This is a genomic window from Arthrobacter sp. Br18 (genome assembly GCF_000520555.1).
GTDB lineage: Bacteria > Actinomycetota > Actinomycetes > Actinomycetales > Micrococcaceae > Arthrobacter_D.
Map to the genome: position 1 here is coordinate 1 of NZ_KI914877.1, position 15,328 is coordinate 15,328.

The following is a 15,328-nucleotide window of genomic DNA, read 5'->3' on the forward strand; positions in this document are numbered from 1 at the left end:
AGCATGGCGCCTCGGTGTCCAGGTGGTGGCCATCGATCCGTCGGCGGCGTTCCGGAAGGCGTTGCGGATGTGGCTGCCACGCACCGCGGTGTCCGTGGATGCCTTTCATCTGAGCATGCTCGCCAACTCCATGGTGACCGAGGTCCGCCAGCGTCTCACCCACGAAACCAGAGGCAGGCGTGGCCGGGCTGCGGACCCGGTGTGGGCCAACCGCCGGCTGCTGCTCAAAGGCGCGGAAAAGCTCTCCGATCGGGCCAGGAACCGCCTGGACGTCGTGTTCGCCGTCGATGATCCTACCGGGAAGCTCGAGACGGCGTGGCGAGTGAAAGAAGCTTTGCGCGCACTCCTGGGCGTGGGGTCCCTCGCAGAAGCCGACGCTGCCAAAGCCATCCTCAAGGACCTGGTAGAGAGCGCAGGACAACCAGAGACTACCCGGCTGTTCCGAACAGTCTGCCGATGGTGGGACGAGATTGAAGTCCTCGTCATCACCGGAGCCACCACCGCGAAAGTCGAGGCGAATAACACCGCCATCAAGAACATCAAACGCACCGGACGCGGCTTCGTGAATAGCGCTAACTACAGAACCCGTATTCTATTGAGAAGCGCCGCCAGAACGGCACGCTGATCATCTCCTCAGCAGTGGAAATCACCACGAACCACGGAGAGCCTCTAAGTCCGCCCTGTGGGAACTGGAGCAATGACAACGCCCTCCGTGCCGGCTCTCCTCACCACTGATCCGTGCAATGTCGAGAGCGAAATTTTAACGGCTGGACCGCCTCTCCGCTAGATGCGGAGCGAAAAGTTGATGAGATGTGCGTTACATCACATAATTGACACTCCCCAATGCTACTGTCCCCCCTAGAAAATTTGCCTCAGGCAACACGTTCGTCACAGCAGGCCCCGAACGCATGGGTGCCTTGCTGCAGCTGGGATAGCCACTTAGGAGAACCCCTTGAACAGAGACACTCGTACCCGGGGGCTGCGGTGCGCGATGGCGCTCGCCGTAACCTGCGCCGTCGTCCTCACCCCGGTGAGCGCGAACGCGACCATCGAAGCCGCTCCAACCGCTCCCGATGCGACAACCGCTGCATCCGCCTCCTCGCCGGGCGCCGACGGCGCCGCTTCGAAGGCCGACGACCGCTCGGACCCCGTGGCCGGCGAGCGCCGCGACCTCAATCAGCAGGCCGTGGGGAAGGTGATCTCCGGCGAGGCCACGGTGGAGGACCTGAACGGTTCCAGGGCCGTGCAGGTCGCCCCCGGCCAGTGGGCCCAATACGGGCTGCAGGACAGCGACCAGATCCTCTCCTTCCTCGTCGACTTCGGCGATCAGGTGGATCCGCGATTCCCGGCCTCGGCGCCCGGCCCCGAGCGCAACACCATCAAGGAACCGGACCGGACGGTCGACAACTCCACCTACTGGTCGGACACCTTCGACCGCGAGCACTTCCTCGACATGGTCTTCAGTGAGGAGGATGAGTCGCTCAAGGGCGTTTACGAGGAAATGTCCAGCGGCCGGTACACGGTCGACGGTGATGTCAGCGACTGGGTGACCGTTCCCTTCAACTCGGCCAGCTACGGCGAGACCGAGAGCCAGTCGGATATGACCCGCTTCGTCCAGGACACCGCCGACGCCTGGTACGACTCGCAGATCGCAGCCGGGAAGACTCCCTCCGACATCGATGCGTACCTTGCGTCCTTCGACCAGTGGGACCGCTACGACTATGACAAGGATGGCGACTTCAACGAAGCCGACGGCTACATCGACCACTTCCAGGCGATCCACGCCGGCGAGGGCGAGGAAGCCGGAGCCGCGTCGTCGGCTATCTGGTCGCACCGCTGGGCTGTCGGCCAGGCGGGCCGCGGGACCTCAGGACCGGCGGCCAACCCCTTCGGTGGCATCAAGATCGGCGACTCCGACGTCTGGATCCGCGACTACACCACGGAACCCGAGAACGGTGGTCTCGGGGTCTTCGCGCACGAGTACGGTCACGACCTCGGCCCGCCCGACCTCTACGACACCAGCGGCGGCGAGAACGGCACCGGTTTCTGGACGCTCATGAGCTCCGGGTCGTGGCTCGACCACGGCGAGGACTCCATCGGGACCACCCCGAACCACATGGGTGCATGGGAGAAGCTCCAGCTCGGCTGGCTGGATTACGATGTGGCCACGGCCGGCGAGAAGTCGACCCATAAGATCGGCCCGTCGTACCACGCGACGAAGGCACCGCAGGCCGTCGTCGTGAACCTCCCGAAGGACGCGGCGGGCAACAGTCGCTTCTATATCGCGGAAAACCGCCAGTACGCAGGCTACGATGCGACCCTGGCCACCGGACCCTACAACTTCGGGTGGGGTTTCACGGCGCCGGACACGGTGGAGCACTTCGCCTACCAGGACGGGCTGAGCATCACGTACTGGAACACCGCGCAGCGCAACAACAACACGCGTCAGCATCCGGGTTCAGGCCTTGCCCTGCCGGTGGATGCGAACCCGAAGGCCCTCACCTGGTCGGACGGCACCGTGGTGCGTAACCGCGTCCAGAGCTACGATGCCACCTTCGGCAAGCAGGCCACCGACGCGCTCAGCCTCCACCGCGAGCTGGCCACCGGCATGACGACGCTCGATGCACCGTCGCAGCCCGGCGTCGCCGTCTTCGACGACACCAACCCAGGCGCCTACTACGACGCCGCCAACCCCGGCGGATCCGTCATCGTTGCGGGGACGGGCACCAGGATCGAGGTCGTCCAGGCCAACTCGGCCGAAATGATGACACTCTCTGTGAAGTAATGGGTTCGATCTGCAACGCAAGAAGTCGGGAGGCAGCTCCCGGCTTCTTGCGTGTGCACCCGGAACCTGAACCGCAAGGCCTTCGGCTGATCGGGGCCTTGTGCCCTAGTACGCGGCCACCATCCCCGCTGTACTTGTGGTGACACCTGGGACTGCTCCGCACCGCGGAACCCACGACTCCACGAACGAGGGAACCTACGTTATGACCAGCATCAGTGCCTTGTGGACCAGACTTGACCCGGTCGTGCAACAGTGGCTCCTCCGGAACCCCGGGACCGGGGTTCTGCCACGCACCCAGGTCAATCGGGTGGAGAAAGCCACCGGGCACGCCCTGTCCGTCGACGAGCACGGCGAGCACTGGTTCTCACTGGCGGATCTTGTCTTTCTGAAGGCCAGAAGGCACGCGGCGTCGTCCCGGGGCAATGCTTTCCAGCCGGATCCCGACGGTAGGATGACGGATGCTGACCCGGGTTCGAACCCCTACGAGGAAGCCCTGGACCGGTAATGCCGGCTCCCGGCACCCGGCGGCCTTCCCTATCCGTTGTGGCACCTGCGGACAGTACCACCATCGCGCAGGAATCCGACGTCCTCCAGAACGGGTCAAGCGGCGACGTGCAGCGGCGCCGCGCAATGGCGCTGCACCCCTCGGCAGGGGTACAGAAACTGCATATCCTGATCCACTCCGATCCGGATCTCGGGCGCGTCCACATCGTCGTCGGAGGCTGCTTGACTCCCGTCAACGTCCATGGCCTCGATCTGGTGGTGCGACGGGTCAGTTCCCTGTCGCCCGGGAGCGAGGTGGTCCTCAACCTCACCCAGGCACAAGCCTGGGAGGGGATGAGTGGGACTCTGGAGGCAGCGGCCATCGAGGGCCGGGTGAGTGAGGGCGCACCAGCACACTGTGAACGCCGCCGGCTGCGCGTACTCCCGACAAAGGCGCAGGGCAGCGCTGAAGAAAAGTTGTGAACGGCTCTGCTCGGTGTCTCCGGGACGTCGTCGCTCCTCGGTCCCCGGGAAGCTGCCGCACCGGCAGATTCACGTGCGGGTGCTCCTGATCACACCTGTTTCTCCTCGGTGGTCGGCCGAACGACCAGGACGGGCACCGCTGCGTGATGAACGACGTGGGTGGAGACTGAGCCGAGGAGCAGTCCTTTGAATCCTCCCCGGCCACGGGATCCGACGACGATAAGGTCCGACCCTCGGGCAGCATCAAGCAGGACTTCGGCTGTCAGGCCTTGAATAATTTCGGTGCTGATCGGGACACCCTCGGTCTCCACGGCCTTAAGGGCCTTCTGTTGTGCCTTTTCCGCTGCCTCCCGAAAGAGAGTCGGGTCAAGAGGCTTTCCATCTCCGACCGACGGTGCGTGCCAGGCAGTGACCACCCGCAACGCTCCGGCCCGGAGACGGGCTTCGGTCACGGCCCACCTGAGAGCTGCCACACCAGACGGAGAATTGTCCACCGCGGCGACAACTTCGAAGGGTTTTCTGCTGTTCATGGCCTTGTCCTTAGGTTGCGTAGGGATGGAAGTGATGCCGCGCGACCGTGCGGAGGGCAGCCGGCATGCGCTCACCATTGCTGCCGGGTCGGGGTCGATACGTCATGGTTACTACCTTCATCCGGAAGGAGAGGCGTGGCTAGAGTCGAAAGTCACGGCGGCGCACCGGTACAGCGGATGCGGTTGGCGGCGGGTTGCCAGGGGGGCGTTGTGGCGACACAATGAAGCCCTGTCAGGTGGAGAGGAAGCCGCGGAATGGGTGCACGCAGAAAGTCCTGGAAGGACCTGGGACCCGGTCAGCGTTTCGGGCTGCTCCTCGGCGCGGCGGTGCAGTGGGCCCTGCTCGCCCTTGCGCTGGGTGATCTGCGGCGACGTCCGGCAGAGCAGATCCGTGGAAGCAAGCGGTGGTGGAGCGCGGCGGTGTTTGTCAACACCATCGGGCCGGTGTCATATTTCCTGTGGGGTGGTCGGCGTCCGTGAGCCGGGACGTGGCAACGGGTGTCAGGCCCCACTCCGGCGGTGTTTGCGGTCCAGGCCGTGACGTGCCCGGGCTGAAACACCCCTATTCATGACGCCACGAGTGCAGGAGTACGACGTCGTCATCGCCGGGGGAGGGCTAGCGGGGCGCAGTCTTGCCTATTATCTGAGCAAAGAGCCGGGAATGGCCGGAGCGCGGATCCTGATCATCGACTCCAGCGCGCCGTACCCGCACCGCTCCCTGATCTACTGGCACGACGGCATCCCGCCGTTGCCTCTCATTCCAGCAGCCAGTTTCACGAGCCTCGCGGTTGACGCAGGAACCACTCAGCAGATCCTGCCGCTCGAGCGCCACCATCTCTGCCTCACCTCGTCACGGAGCGTTTTTCGGTGTCTCGACGAAGTAATAGATGCCAATCCTCGGATCACCCGTCTTGACGGCCAGGTTTCACGAGTGCGGTCCCATGCGGACGCGGTGGAGGTGACCCTCTCCGATGGTCGACTGGTCAGGGCGTCGCACTGTTTTGACAGCACCTTTCCCTCTACAGGAGTCAAGGCCCGGCTGCTCATGTCGGGCGAGGTCCGGCGGGTGCTCACTCCACACGAATCCTTCGACCCATCAGTCGCAACCTTCATCGATTTTCGGTCCGGCGAACACCATCCCGTGCACTTCCACTGCGTCCTGCCGATCTCAACCCGGGAAGCTTTCGTTGAGGTGACCCGGATCGTCCCGAGTGGGGTTGCAGGCCCGGAATTCCCGTTCGAACAGGCGACCTCTGCGTACCTGCGGAGCGTCTGGGGCGTGGGCGACTTTTCCTCATTGTCCGTGGAACGGGGTTCGATCCCTCTGGGCATCCGCTCCAGCAGTCCCCGCGGCCGTCACCTGCGCACCGGAACCCCCTCCGGAGTAGTCAAGGCCACCACGGGATACGGCTTCACCCGAATCCTTCGTCAAGCCGAGCGCATCGCCTCGTCGCTTGCTTCCACCGGGTTGCCTGAGGCTCCCCGGCCGGACCGCCGCTTCCGCTGGTACGACAAGCCCGTGCTCAGGATGTGGAAGCACGATCCTGAACGTGCGGTGCAGTTCATGAAGGCTGCGTTCACCTCGCACGACGCGGATCTTGTCCTCGATTTTCTGGACGAGCGAACCACCTTCCCGCAGGAGAAGGCTCTGCTCGGGTCCATGCCGGTCACCATGCTCCTGCAGCCACGCCTGTGGATCTGACGCGGAGGTCGCCGGGCGTAGCATGAGCTTCATGTCTGAACAGAAGCCTGAACAGAACCAGCAGCAGCCCACCATTCACCTCGGCCGTACCGGGGTAGAAGTCAGCCGCCTCTGCCTCGGCACCATGATGTTCGGCGACTGGGGAAACAAGGACCATCAGGAGTCCGTCCGGATCATTCGACATGCGATTGATTCGGGCATCAACTTTATTGATAGCGCCGACATCTACGCCTACGGGGAGTCGGAGGAGATCCTCGGCCAAGCGATTGCCCAGCACGGGCGCCGCGAGGACCTGGTGATTGCCACGAAATTCTTCAATGGGATGAAACAGCAACCGAATTACCGCGGTGGGTCCCGCCGGTGGATCACAACGGCCGTCGAAGAATCACTGCGGCGCCTTGGTACGGACTACATTGACCTGTACCAGATGCACCGCCCGGACGAGCACACAGACATCGAAGAAACCCTCGGGGCCCTGGATGATCTGGTGCGGCAGGGCAAAGTGCGCTATATCGGCTCGTCGACATTCCAGCCCTCCCAGGTCGTTGAGGCGCAGTGGATAGCACGCCAGAACCACACTGCCCGCTTCGTGACGGAGCAGCCGCCCTACTCCATGCTCACGCGGGGGATTGAGGCGGATTTGTTGCCGACCACCCACCGGCACAACATGGGCACCCTCGTGTGGAGTCCGCTGGCCGGCGGCTGGCTGAGCGGGAAATACCGGAAGGGCCAGGAACTTCCCAGAACACGCCGCGGTTCGCGAAAAGATGCACCTGACCTCGGTGACCCCAAGATCGCTGCCAAACTCGACGCCGCGGACCAGCTCGGGGCGCTGGCGGATGACCTCGGAGTTCCGCTGGTCCGACTCGCATTGGCGTTCGTGCTGCGGCATCCGGGGGTCACGAGCGCGATCATCGGACCCCGCACCATGGAGCAGCTAGAGTCGCAGCTTGACGCTGCCTCCTTGGAGCTCGACGAGGCGACACTGGACCGGATCGACGAAATCGTTGCACCAGGAACCAACGTTCATCCCGACGATGCCGGCTTCAGCAACTACTGGCTCGACCCTGCGCTTCGCCGTCGTTGACCGCGGCCGCTACCCCCGGGGTGCGTCGTTGCGCACCATCAGCCTCGAAGGTATTGGCGCAGGCCGGGAATGGCGAAGTCGACCTTCCCGTAGCCGGCTGATTCGATCAGGCCCGCTGCTATGAGGCGGTTCCGGTACTTCGAGACGACATTTGGTTTGGATCCCAGTGCCTGCCCAATCCGGCCGGCGGTCGAGGGGCCGTCCTGCCCGGCCATGGCGTTGAGGAACTCGCGGTCCTTGTCGGAGATGTCTGACAGCGCGGATTCGACGACGACCAGCGTGTTCCGTCGCTGAGCGGCAGCGATAGCAGTTGCGACGTTGTCCTGGTTCAGACTCCAGCCTGCCTTGCCGGCTTCCATCCAGAGGTAATAGCCGACGAGTTGGATGAGGAAGGGGTAACCTTCAGTGGTCTGTGCTGCCTCGTTGACCAGGGTGGGGGAGACCTCGATCCCTCCCTTGCTGAAAAGCTCCTGGTAGGAAACAGTGACCTCGGCGGTGGCCGTCTCGTGGAGGTTTATCCTGTCGGCCCGGCGGAGGAAGGTTGCTACACCTTCATTGAGCAAATCAGACACCGCCGAGGGCAGGCCGGCAAAAATCAGCCCGATGGGCAACCCGTCACGGATGAAGTGCTGCACGTCGGAGGCCAACTGGGAGATTTCGGCCCGGTCAACTGCGTGGATCTCGTCGATCGTGATGACCAGGCCTGTACGTCTTGTTTTCAGCACCCGCAGCAGATCTTCCCCGGTCCGGCGCCAGTCAGGAATCCGCTCCTGGGGAATCTGCGTTGTCAGTCCGAACCCGGCAGCGGAGAAGGCAGTGATTTTCCGCGCCGGCGGTCCGTCACCGAGTTCGTCAGTCAGGCGGAGCATGTCGTCGCCAATACGGGCCAGGAACCCCGGATTGGCCGTCCGCGAGATTACGGCCCAGCCCTGGTCCCTCGCGATGTCCTCAGCAGCGCTCAGCATGACCGTCTTGCCGATTCCTCTGGCCCCGGTGATGATGGTGAGAAGCCCAGGAGCGCCGGAGCCCTGACGGAGTCCGTATTCGAATTCATCCAGTAAACCGGCCCGCCCAATCAGGTCCGGTGGTGTGGCTCCGGCTGTGGGCTTGAACGGATTTTGCACGAAGCTCCTCGGGCCTGGGTGAAACCGGGTGAAACTGGTGAGTTTGGTGAAACTCCCAAGCAGACTACCAGATGCAGTACCGGTGCTCGCGGCGAGGGGCTGGAGCGGATGATGTTGCACCTGATGAGGTTTGCCGGGGCTGTATTGGCGGGGAGTGTGCCCCGAAGACCGCTCCTGGCACCCCTGCGTATCGAGTGTGTGCAAATTGCTGGTGAGAAGACCAAGATGGATCGTTGCAGGTTGATCTCGGGCGGGCCTCCGAAGTGAAGTACCGATTAGTCTCCCAACATGAAGCCTCGCGGCATACTCCTGATGGCCACGGTCATGCTTGTTGCAGCGTTGGCCGCTGTCACTCTTCTCAGGCACTTGCCTCGGGCGTGTCCAGCGGTCGGTTAAGCGTATGTGGGAGACATTGAGCTGTTTTTTTCATCGCCACCGGAGACGGTGGAGGCCTGCTTGGGGGAGGGATGCACCCTTGAGTTGGTGGCGCGGAACTCGGAGGGAAAGTGGTTGGTGCCGCAGTCCGCGCCGTACCTGAACCAGCCCGTTATTGTCTCCTCGATTCGTGTGAAAGCCGTAGTAGCTTCCGGTGGCCAAGCGACTTATGACTATCCAATAGAAACTGGGTCAACAGGGGAATACCCGTACCGGTTTGGAGTGCGGCGGCCCCTTCGTGTTCAAGCCGGCGCAAGTGGCCTTTTAGTTGAAATCATCGAACTCGCCGCGCAACCCTGGTGTAACCGTCAGATTCGTCGGAACCCCAGCTCTACCCATCCGAGAAGCCAATTTCTCCTGCATTGGATACCGGATGTTTCCGGCGCAGCGGGCGACCATTGTGTTGAAGTAGCCCTGAACATCTAGGCCGCCGTCTGCCGCGTAGGTCTATGCCGAGGGTGCGGAGCCTGTCCATGATGGTGTTGGGGTTAAAATATTGGCCTGCGCGGGTTCCAGGGAGGAGCCACGGGATTTCCGGTCATGGTGCTGTTCGGAGGATGGGCGGTTCCGGAGGTGCTGGCTGAGGAGTTCCGCGAATTGTTACGGAAACTCATTCACATCGCCCACGAACCTGCGAACCTGCGGGATGCGCTGGTAAGTGGTGTCGAACTTCAGGTTGCGAGACAGCTGCTGGTTACGCCATCCATCGAGCATCCCGTCGAAGGTCTGCTGTTCGGGATGAAGTAGCTGGACGGAGCCCGGAAGGTGCACCCGTCCGGATCCGTCGACTGCCATTCTGCCTCCCAAACGTGCTCCGGAATCTGAATCATTGTTTCATTGCATGCATCATCTCAGTGAACCAGCAGATCGAAGGCATGTTTTCTGCCCCTGGGCGTGCAATCCCGGCCCGCCCATCATGGCTGAGAACATGGAATGGAGTCGGGTAGATCCTCTGGACGCCGCAGTGCAAGGGGCCTCGAACGAATGACGTGGAGTTCCGCGGAAGAGGGCCTGAATGATTCATATAGCGGGATATGCAGAGTACTACCTGACATAATGTAGATTATCGGCGATTTGATCGGTGTCCGAGAGGAGGCGGTGGAAGCCTTGGCGATGATCTCCCAAAGCTCCTTTATTCAGACCGTCATGAGGTCGCCTCGCCCGTTCCGAAGTTTCATGCGCCTGGGCCGGCTGGCCTTCGTGCTCGGCTTCGGGAGGTGAGATTTTCCGGATCTGAACGGTGGTGTCAACGACAAATGATGGTGAACATGGAATACAACGACGGAACCGAGGATATTCGGCGCCTGGCACCCGCACTTGGAGCGCCCGCCCAGGATTCCCCACCTGGGACGGTCGGTCAGATTGACATAACTAGCGCCCGGGTGAGGGATCATTCTGCTTACCATGTGATCATGTCTCACCCCCCGCTCCCGCCCGTGACCGCAGCCGACCTCCGATCGATCGTCGACGCCGTTCTGTCCCACGAGGTGCCACCGATCGTCCGCGCTGGGCATCCGGTCCTCCGGACCCCGGCCCTTCCCTTCGCCGGGCAGCTCGACGACGCCGTTCTGGGCCTACTCCTCACCACCATGCGCCGTGTCATGCATGCAGCGCCCGGCGTCGGCCTGGCGGCGCCGCAGATCGGCATTCCGCTGCGCATCGCGGTGTTGGAGGACAAGGGAGTGGGGGACGACGACGTCGCCGCTCTCCGCGCACGCACTCCCCTGCCGTTCCTGGCCATCATCAATCCGCGCTATGCGGCCGGCGGCACCGCAACGGCGGCCTTCTATGAGGGCTGCCTTTCGGTGCCCGGCTACCAGGCCGTGGTCGAGCGGCACAGCGAGGTCGATCTCACCTACACGCGTTCGGACGGCCGATCGGTGACGAAGCGGTTCTCGGGCTGGCCCGCGCGCATCGTCCAGCACGAAACCGACCATCTGGACGGCATCCTCTACCTGGACAAAGCAATGTCGCGTTCCCTGGCCGACAACAGCGAACATGCGCGACGGTGGGCGCAACCGGGCATCGACGCTGCCCGGCTGGCCCTCGGCTTCTAGCGCCGCGACTGCAGGTTGCTCGTCAGGCCGGTGTGCCACCGTCGGAGGCGCCGTCGGAATTACCGAGGTCGAACGGCGGTCCAGGTGTGTTGACCCTGCTGGGCAGCCAGTCGGCCCACCAGCGAAGGATGTGCTCAAAGCGCTGACGACGGTGCCACGGCGAGCCGGAGCGCGACAACTCATGTGTTTCCCCTGGAAAAATCAGCAGTTCCGTCGGCACCCCCTGTTTCCTGAGAGCCGTGTAGTAGCGTTGCGCCTGTTCGATGGGGCACCGGAGGTCCTCCTCCGAGTGGATCACCAGGGCGGGTGTCCGCACACTCCCGATCCGGGCGAAGGGGTTCTGCGCCTCCACCCGCTCGGGGTCGGTTCCCGTGTACTCCTCGGAGAAGAACCAGCCGATGTCGGACGAGCCCACGAAGGACGGCGGATCCAGGTACCCGCGTTCGACGATCGCTGCCTTGAACCGATGATCCTGCGCGATCGCCCACGCTGTCAGATACCCTCCATAGGAGCCGCCCTGGATGCCGAGCCGCTCGCTGTCCATGGAGGAGTATTTTCCGAGCGCGCCCTCGAGGAATGCCAGCACGTCCTGGAGGTCGACGGTACCCAGCGCCTCCTTCACGGCCCGCCCGTGGGCCTGCCCGTACCCCGCGGATCCGCGGGGATTGCACAGCAGGACGGCGTAGCCGGCCCGCGCATAGACCTGCGCCTCATCGAAGTATCCCCAGCCGTACTGGGCGTACGGACCCCCGTGGATGGTCAGGAGGACAGGGTGCGGGCCCTTCCCCTCCGGAAGGACGACCCAGCCGTGGACGCCGCTACCGTCCGGTGCGGTGAAGGTCTCCTCCACAGGCGCGAACACCGGCGCCGAATCCCGCAGCGGTGCGGAAAAGTCGGTCAGGGTGACCAGCGCACGGTGATGCACCAGCCCGATGTCGCCCATCGTGATCGCATCGGTGTAGGAGGCGATGACGATACCCGCAGCGGAGGCGGCGCCCGTCACCATCAGCGGACCTTCGGCCAGCAGGTCGTGGCGGCCGTCCGGAAACACCTCAAGGAGCTCGACGGAGCCCCTCACCTGGTTGAGCACCAGGACCGAGGAGTCGGAATGGCGTACGACGCCGGCCTCCGAAGACGCTCCCAGGTCGATGCTCTCCGGGTCGGTGAGCCGCCGGACGGCGGCGGGATCGGCGGTGGGCGCAACATAGAGAGCAGTGTTGCGCGCCACGAAGTCGAGTCCCGAGGAGGAGACATCCGTTGCGAGGTAGTACAGCCAGGCACCATCCCGGCTGTGCCGGGCCGGGCCGCAGCTGAGCCGCGATTCCCCGAGATTGGACAGTTTCCGCCGGTCCGTGCCGTCCAGCGCGATCGAGTAGACGTCGGTCAGGAGGGTGGTGTCGGCCTCAGGCGCGAGACCAGCGGTGAACAGCACCCGTCGGCCGTCGGCCGTGAAAGCGGGCATGGAATGGTCGGCGTCGGCAGACGTCAGTTGGTGTGCGTGGGGAACGGCGCCGTCGGCGCCGGGTTCTCCGGTACGGTCCGCGGCCTCCCCGGCCTGGTCCCGAGCCGCCTTGACGCGGCCCACAGGTTCGACGAACGGCTCGGAGTCGAGATCCGGCACATCGACGAGGAAGAGCTGCAAGCGCTTGTCCTCGGTGTAGCCGAGCCCGTTCATCCGGTATTTATTGGTCGTCACGAGGCGGGGATCCTCAAGGCTGCCGGTCACGCCGTCCACCGTGCCGTACCGCCCCTCCTCGGGAACGCGCGCCTCGAACACGATGCGGCGGGAATCCGGGGAGAAATCGAAACTTCCCACGCCGAGCGGCCGATCGGTGAGGGCTATCGGTTCTCCTCCGGCGCCGGCCATGACGTGGAGCTGCGGTTTGCCTCCGGGCACGGCGCGCAGGAAGGCGATCATCGTGCCGTCCGGCGAGTACGCGGGGGCGGTGTCCCGGAACCCGCGGGTAATCCTGCGTCGCCGTGAATCAGCAAGGCTGACCTCCCAGAGCTGGCCGACGTACGCGTCGGCGTCGAAGTCCGGTCGTACCACTGAGACAACGGCCTTCGCCCCCTCTGGATGGAGGGAAGGAGTGCCGACGGAGGACAGGAGATTCAACTGATCAGGATTCACCCTTCGAGACTAGACTGCGGCTCTTCCAGCGGCAACGCCGGGGAAGCGCCGGCAACGCCGCTGCAGGCAGCAGTGCCCCGTGGCGCGAATAGGATGTGAACATGCGCCTTTCGCCCCGGGAGATTCTCCTATGCCCTGTGTGCGGAGCTGCCGTGGACCACCGCCCGGACTCGCTCATCTGTTCAGGAGGCCACCGCTTCGACGCTGCACGGCAGGGCTACTTCAACCTCCTCACCGGCCGCGGCACCCGGTTCGAAGCTGATAGCGCGGGCATGGTCGAGGCGAGGGAGGAGTTTCTGGCAGCCGGATACTACGGTCCGCTGCGCGATGCACTTGCAGCAGCAGCGGTCAGGCTCGCGCCTCAGAGCCGCACTGTCGTCGATGCCGGAGCAGGCACCGGTTACTACCTCCGTGCTGTTGCCGATTGCTTTCCCGATGCCTTTCCGGTGGCATTGGACATCTCCAAATTCGCGCTGAGGCGGGCGGCACGACGGCTTCCGGAGGGAGTGAGTCTGGTGTGGGACGTGTGGAAACCCCTGCCACTGCAGGACCGGTCCGTGGATGTTCTGCTCAACGTCTTCGCACCCAGGAACCCTGCAGAATTCGCCAGGGTGCTGAAACCCGACGGACTTCTGCTGGTGGTGACCCCCCAACCCGGGCATCTTGCCGAGTTGAGGAAACAGGCCGTGCTTCTGCAGGTTCCGGGCGGCAAGGACGATGACGTGAAGCGTTCACTGGCCGCTTCGCTCACGGAAGTCGAGCGGACCCGCCTTGAGTACGCCGTGGACCTCCCCCCCGCCGCAGTGAAACGTGCCATCCTGATGGGCCCTGCCGCCCGGCACTACGATCCCGGGCAGCTCGACGCGGTGGTGGAGCGTCTTGACGGTCATCAGCGGGTAAGCGCCGCGTTCACGGTGCAGGCGTTTGTTCGCGCGTCACCGGTGCACGCCTGATCAGCGGTACGTCTTCCTCCTGATGCATCGCGTATGATTGGATATTTGCCGGGAGCGAGCCACCCGGTGGGAACATTGCCGCCGACCGCGGTGTTGTAAGGAGTGCAGCTTCGACCGGAATGCACCGCCGTGAGGCAGGTGGATCCGCAGGGGTCAGCACGGCAGCGCCGGTCCGGCCGTACGCCACTCACGGAGTAGGAGAAAACATGAGCGATCGCAGCCTTCGCGGTATGCGCCTTGGGGCGCAGAGCATGGAAACAGAATCGGGTGTCGAGCCGGCACCCCGGCAGCGCGTCGAGTACCGCTGCGACGATGGCGAGCGGGTCTTCGTCACCTTCTCCTCGGAGGCGGAGATTCCGGCCGTGTGGGTATCGAAGACGGGCAAGGAGGCTCTTCTTGTCAACGGAGAAAAGCCGGACACCTCGAACGACAAGCCGGTACGGACCCACTGGGACATGCTCCTCGAGCGCAGGTCGGTCGAGGAACTCGAGCAGATTCTCCAGGATCGCCTGACGATCCTCCGGGAACGCCGCGGCGAGAAGCAGTCAGTCTAGAATTACCGCCGCCTCCGGAGGCGGGTGAGCCGGTGTCCGCCCGCAAGTGCGGACACCGGCTTTCTTTCTGGGGTCGACCGGCGTCGTGCCTACCGCGGTGACTGGACACCTGGTGGATGTCCCTCGTCAGGGTCGACGACGGCTACGCAGGACCTCCGACAGTTTCGCTGCGCGCGCTGCGAGCCCCCACTTCGTCACATTTCCGATAGCCTCCACCACGATGTTCCCGCTCATCTTGGAGTCGCCGAGCTCACGCTCCACGAAGGTGATCGGGACTTCGGTGATCGTCAGGCCCAGCCGCGCCACCCGGAACGTCATATCCACCTGGAATCCGTAGCCCACGGAAGCCACCTGCGTCAGGTCGAGGGACTCGAGCGTGCCCCTCCGGAACGCCCGAAAGCCCGCGGTGATGTCGTGGACCGGCAAGCCGAGCATGAGCCGCGAGTAGGTGCTGCCGGCACGGGAAAGCAGTTTCCGGTGAACGGGCCAGTTCACGACACTTCCGCCGGGAATCCAGCGCGAGCCGATGACGAGATCAGCACCGTCAACTGCCTCGAGGAGAGCCGGGAGCTGCTCCGGCCGGTGTGACCCGTCCGCGTCCATTTCCACGAGCACGTCATAATCGCGGTCGAGCCCCCACCGGAACCCCGCGATGTAGGCAGCACCCAACCCTGCCTTGCCGGTGCGGTGGAGGACGAAGACCTGTGGATCACGTGCCGCGGCGCTGTCGGCGAAGGCCCCCGTTCCATCGGGACTGTTGTCATCCACAATCAGCACATCCGATTCGGGAACCGCCTTGCGCAGCCGTGCAAGGGTCAGCGGCAGGGACTCGATCTCATTGAAGGTCGGAATGATGGTGACAACACGCACGCGGTCGGAGCCTTTCCAGCGGAGTGCGCAGGGCGCACGGAGGAGCTCCGGTTTCAGAGCCGAACCGCAAGTATATGGGACGGTTCCGGCAGGCAGCCCTTTCGGGGCCGGTCACGGGCCGATTGCCGGGCATT

General features: G+C 64.0%; 15 protein-coding genes. 11 read left to right on the forward strand and 4 right to left on the reverse strand.

The window, feature by feature from the left end; translation table 11 throughout:
* The 4 genes from Y704_RS21095 to Y704_RS0112565 all read left to right on the forward strand — a co-directional run.
* The coding region (locus Y704_RS21095) for a transposase (protein WP_035772691.1) at nucleotides 1-625 on the forward strand (625 nt) is incomplete at its 5' end.
* A 327-nt stretch (nucleotides 626-952) separates the two neighbouring features.
* Nucleotides 953-2,785, forward strand: a complete 1,833-nt coding sequence (locus Y704_RS0112555; protein WP_343212846.1) for an immune inhibitor A domain-containing protein — start codon at nucleotides 953-955, stop codon at nucleotides 2,783-2,785.
* 202 nt (nucleotides 2,786-2,987) lie between these two features.
* Nucleotides 2,988-3,290 (forward strand): hypothetical protein, encoded by a 303-nt coding sequence (locus Y704_RS22830; protein WP_051477015.1) that lies wholly within the window; start codon nucleotides 2,988-2,990, stop codon nucleotides 3,288-3,290.
* Nucleotides 3,291-3,328: 38 nt separating this feature from the next.
* On the forward strand, nucleotides 3,329-3,751 hold the full coding sequence (locus Y704_RS0112565) for a hypothetical protein (RefSeq protein ID WP_155850367.1): 423 nt from the start codon (nucleotides 3,329-3,331) through the stop codon (nucleotides 3,749-3,751).
* 89 nt (nucleotides 3,752-3,840) lie between these two features.
* Here the strand turns inward: Y704_RS0112565 and Y704_RS0112570 are convergent, their stop codons facing one another.
* Complete coding sequence (locus Y704_RS0112570) at nucleotides 3,841-4,281, reverse strand: universal stress protein (protein ID WP_026550371.1); 441 nt, start codon at nucleotides 4,279-4,281, stop codon at nucleotides 3,841-3,843.
* A 255-nt stretch (nucleotides 4,282-4,536) separates the two neighbouring features.
* Here Y704_RS0112570 and Y704_RS0112575 point away from each other — a divergent pair, with 255 nt between their 5' ends.
* From Y704_RS0112575 to Y704_RS0112585, 3 genes are all read left to right on the forward strand, one after another.
* Nucleotides 4,537-4,761 carry a hypothetical protein gene (locus Y704_RS0112575; RefSeq protein ID WP_026550372.1) on the forward strand — a complete coding sequence of 75 codons (225 nt, stop codon included), beginning with the start codon at nucleotides 4,537-4,539 and terminating at the stop codon, nucleotides 4,759-4,761.
* A gap of 88 nt (nucleotides 4,762-4,849) precedes the next feature.
* Nucleotides 4,850-5,983, forward strand: a complete 1,134-nt coding sequence (locus tag Y704_RS0112580) for a lycopene cyclase family protein (RefSeq protein ID WP_081747629.1) — start codon at nucleotides 4,850-4,852, stop codon at nucleotides 5,981-5,983.
* A 31-nt stretch (nucleotides 5,984-6,014) separates the two neighbouring features.
* On the forward strand, nucleotides 6,015-7,070 hold the full coding sequence (locus Y704_RS0112585) for an aldo/keto reductase (RefSeq protein WP_051477032.1): 1,056 nt from the start codon (nucleotides 6,015-6,017) through the stop codon (nucleotides 7,068-7,070).
* A 38-nt stretch (nucleotides 7,071-7,108) separates the two neighbouring features.
* On the opposite strand, the gene Y704_RS0112590 is transcribed toward Y704_RS0112585, so the two are convergent.
* Complete coding sequence (locus tag Y704_RS0112590; protein WP_026550375.1) at nucleotides 7,109-8,194, reverse strand: AAA family ATPase; 1,086 nt, start codon at nucleotides 8,192-8,194, stop codon at nucleotides 7,109-7,111.
* Between the two features lie 975 nt (nucleotides 8,195-9,169).
* On the opposite strand from Y704_RS0112590, the gene Y704_RS0112595 reads away from it, so the two are divergent.
* Complete coding sequence (locus tag Y704_RS0112595) at nucleotides 9,170-9,376, forward strand: hypothetical protein (protein ID WP_026550376.1); 207 nt, start codon at nucleotides 9,170-9,172, stop codon at nucleotides 9,374-9,376.
* 665 nt (nucleotides 9,377-10,041) lie between these two features.
* Nucleotides 10,042-10,686, forward strand: a complete 645-nt coding sequence (locus Y704_RS0112605) for a peptide deformylase (RefSeq protein ID WP_026550377.1) — start codon at nucleotides 10,042-10,044, stop codon at nucleotides 10,684-10,686.
* 22 nt (nucleotides 10,687-10,708) lie between these two features.
* Here Y704_RS0112605 and Y704_RS21105 read toward each other — a convergent pair whose 3' ends face one another.
* Nucleotides 10,709-12,817 carry a S9 family peptidase gene (locus tag Y704_RS21105; RefSeq protein WP_051477016.1) on the reverse strand — a complete coding sequence of 703 codons (2,109 nt, stop codon included), beginning with the start codon at nucleotides 12,815-12,817 and terminating at the stop codon, nucleotides 10,709-10,711.
* 101 nt (nucleotides 12,818-12,918) lie between these two features.
* Here Y704_RS21105 and Y704_RS21110 point away from each other — a divergent pair, with 101 nt between their 5' ends.
* Nucleotides 12,919-13,770: a putative RNA methyltransferase gene (locus Y704_RS21110; protein WP_035772694.1), complete on the forward strand. Its 852-nt coding sequence runs from the start codon at nucleotides 12,919-12,921 to the stop codon at nucleotides 13,768-13,770.
* Nucleotides 13,771-13,976: 206 nt separating this feature from the next.
* On the forward strand, nucleotides 13,977-14,324 hold the full coding sequence (locus Y704_RS0112620; RefSeq protein WP_026550378.1) for an RNA polymerase-binding protein RbpA: 348 nt from the start codon (nucleotides 13,977-13,979) through the stop codon (nucleotides 14,322-14,324).
* A 126-nt stretch (nucleotides 14,325-14,450) separates the two neighbouring features.
* Here the strand turns inward: Y704_RS0112620 and Y704_RS0112625 are convergent, their stop codons facing one another.
* The gene (locus tag Y704_RS0112625) at nucleotides 14,451-15,194 is read right to left on the reverse strand and encodes a polyprenol monophosphomannose synthase (protein ID WP_026550379.1); all 744 of its coding nucleotides are present in this window, start codon (nucleotides 15,192-15,194) and stop codon (nucleotides 14,451-14,453) included.
* Between the last annotated feature and the right edge of the window lie 134 nt (nucleotides 15,195-15,328).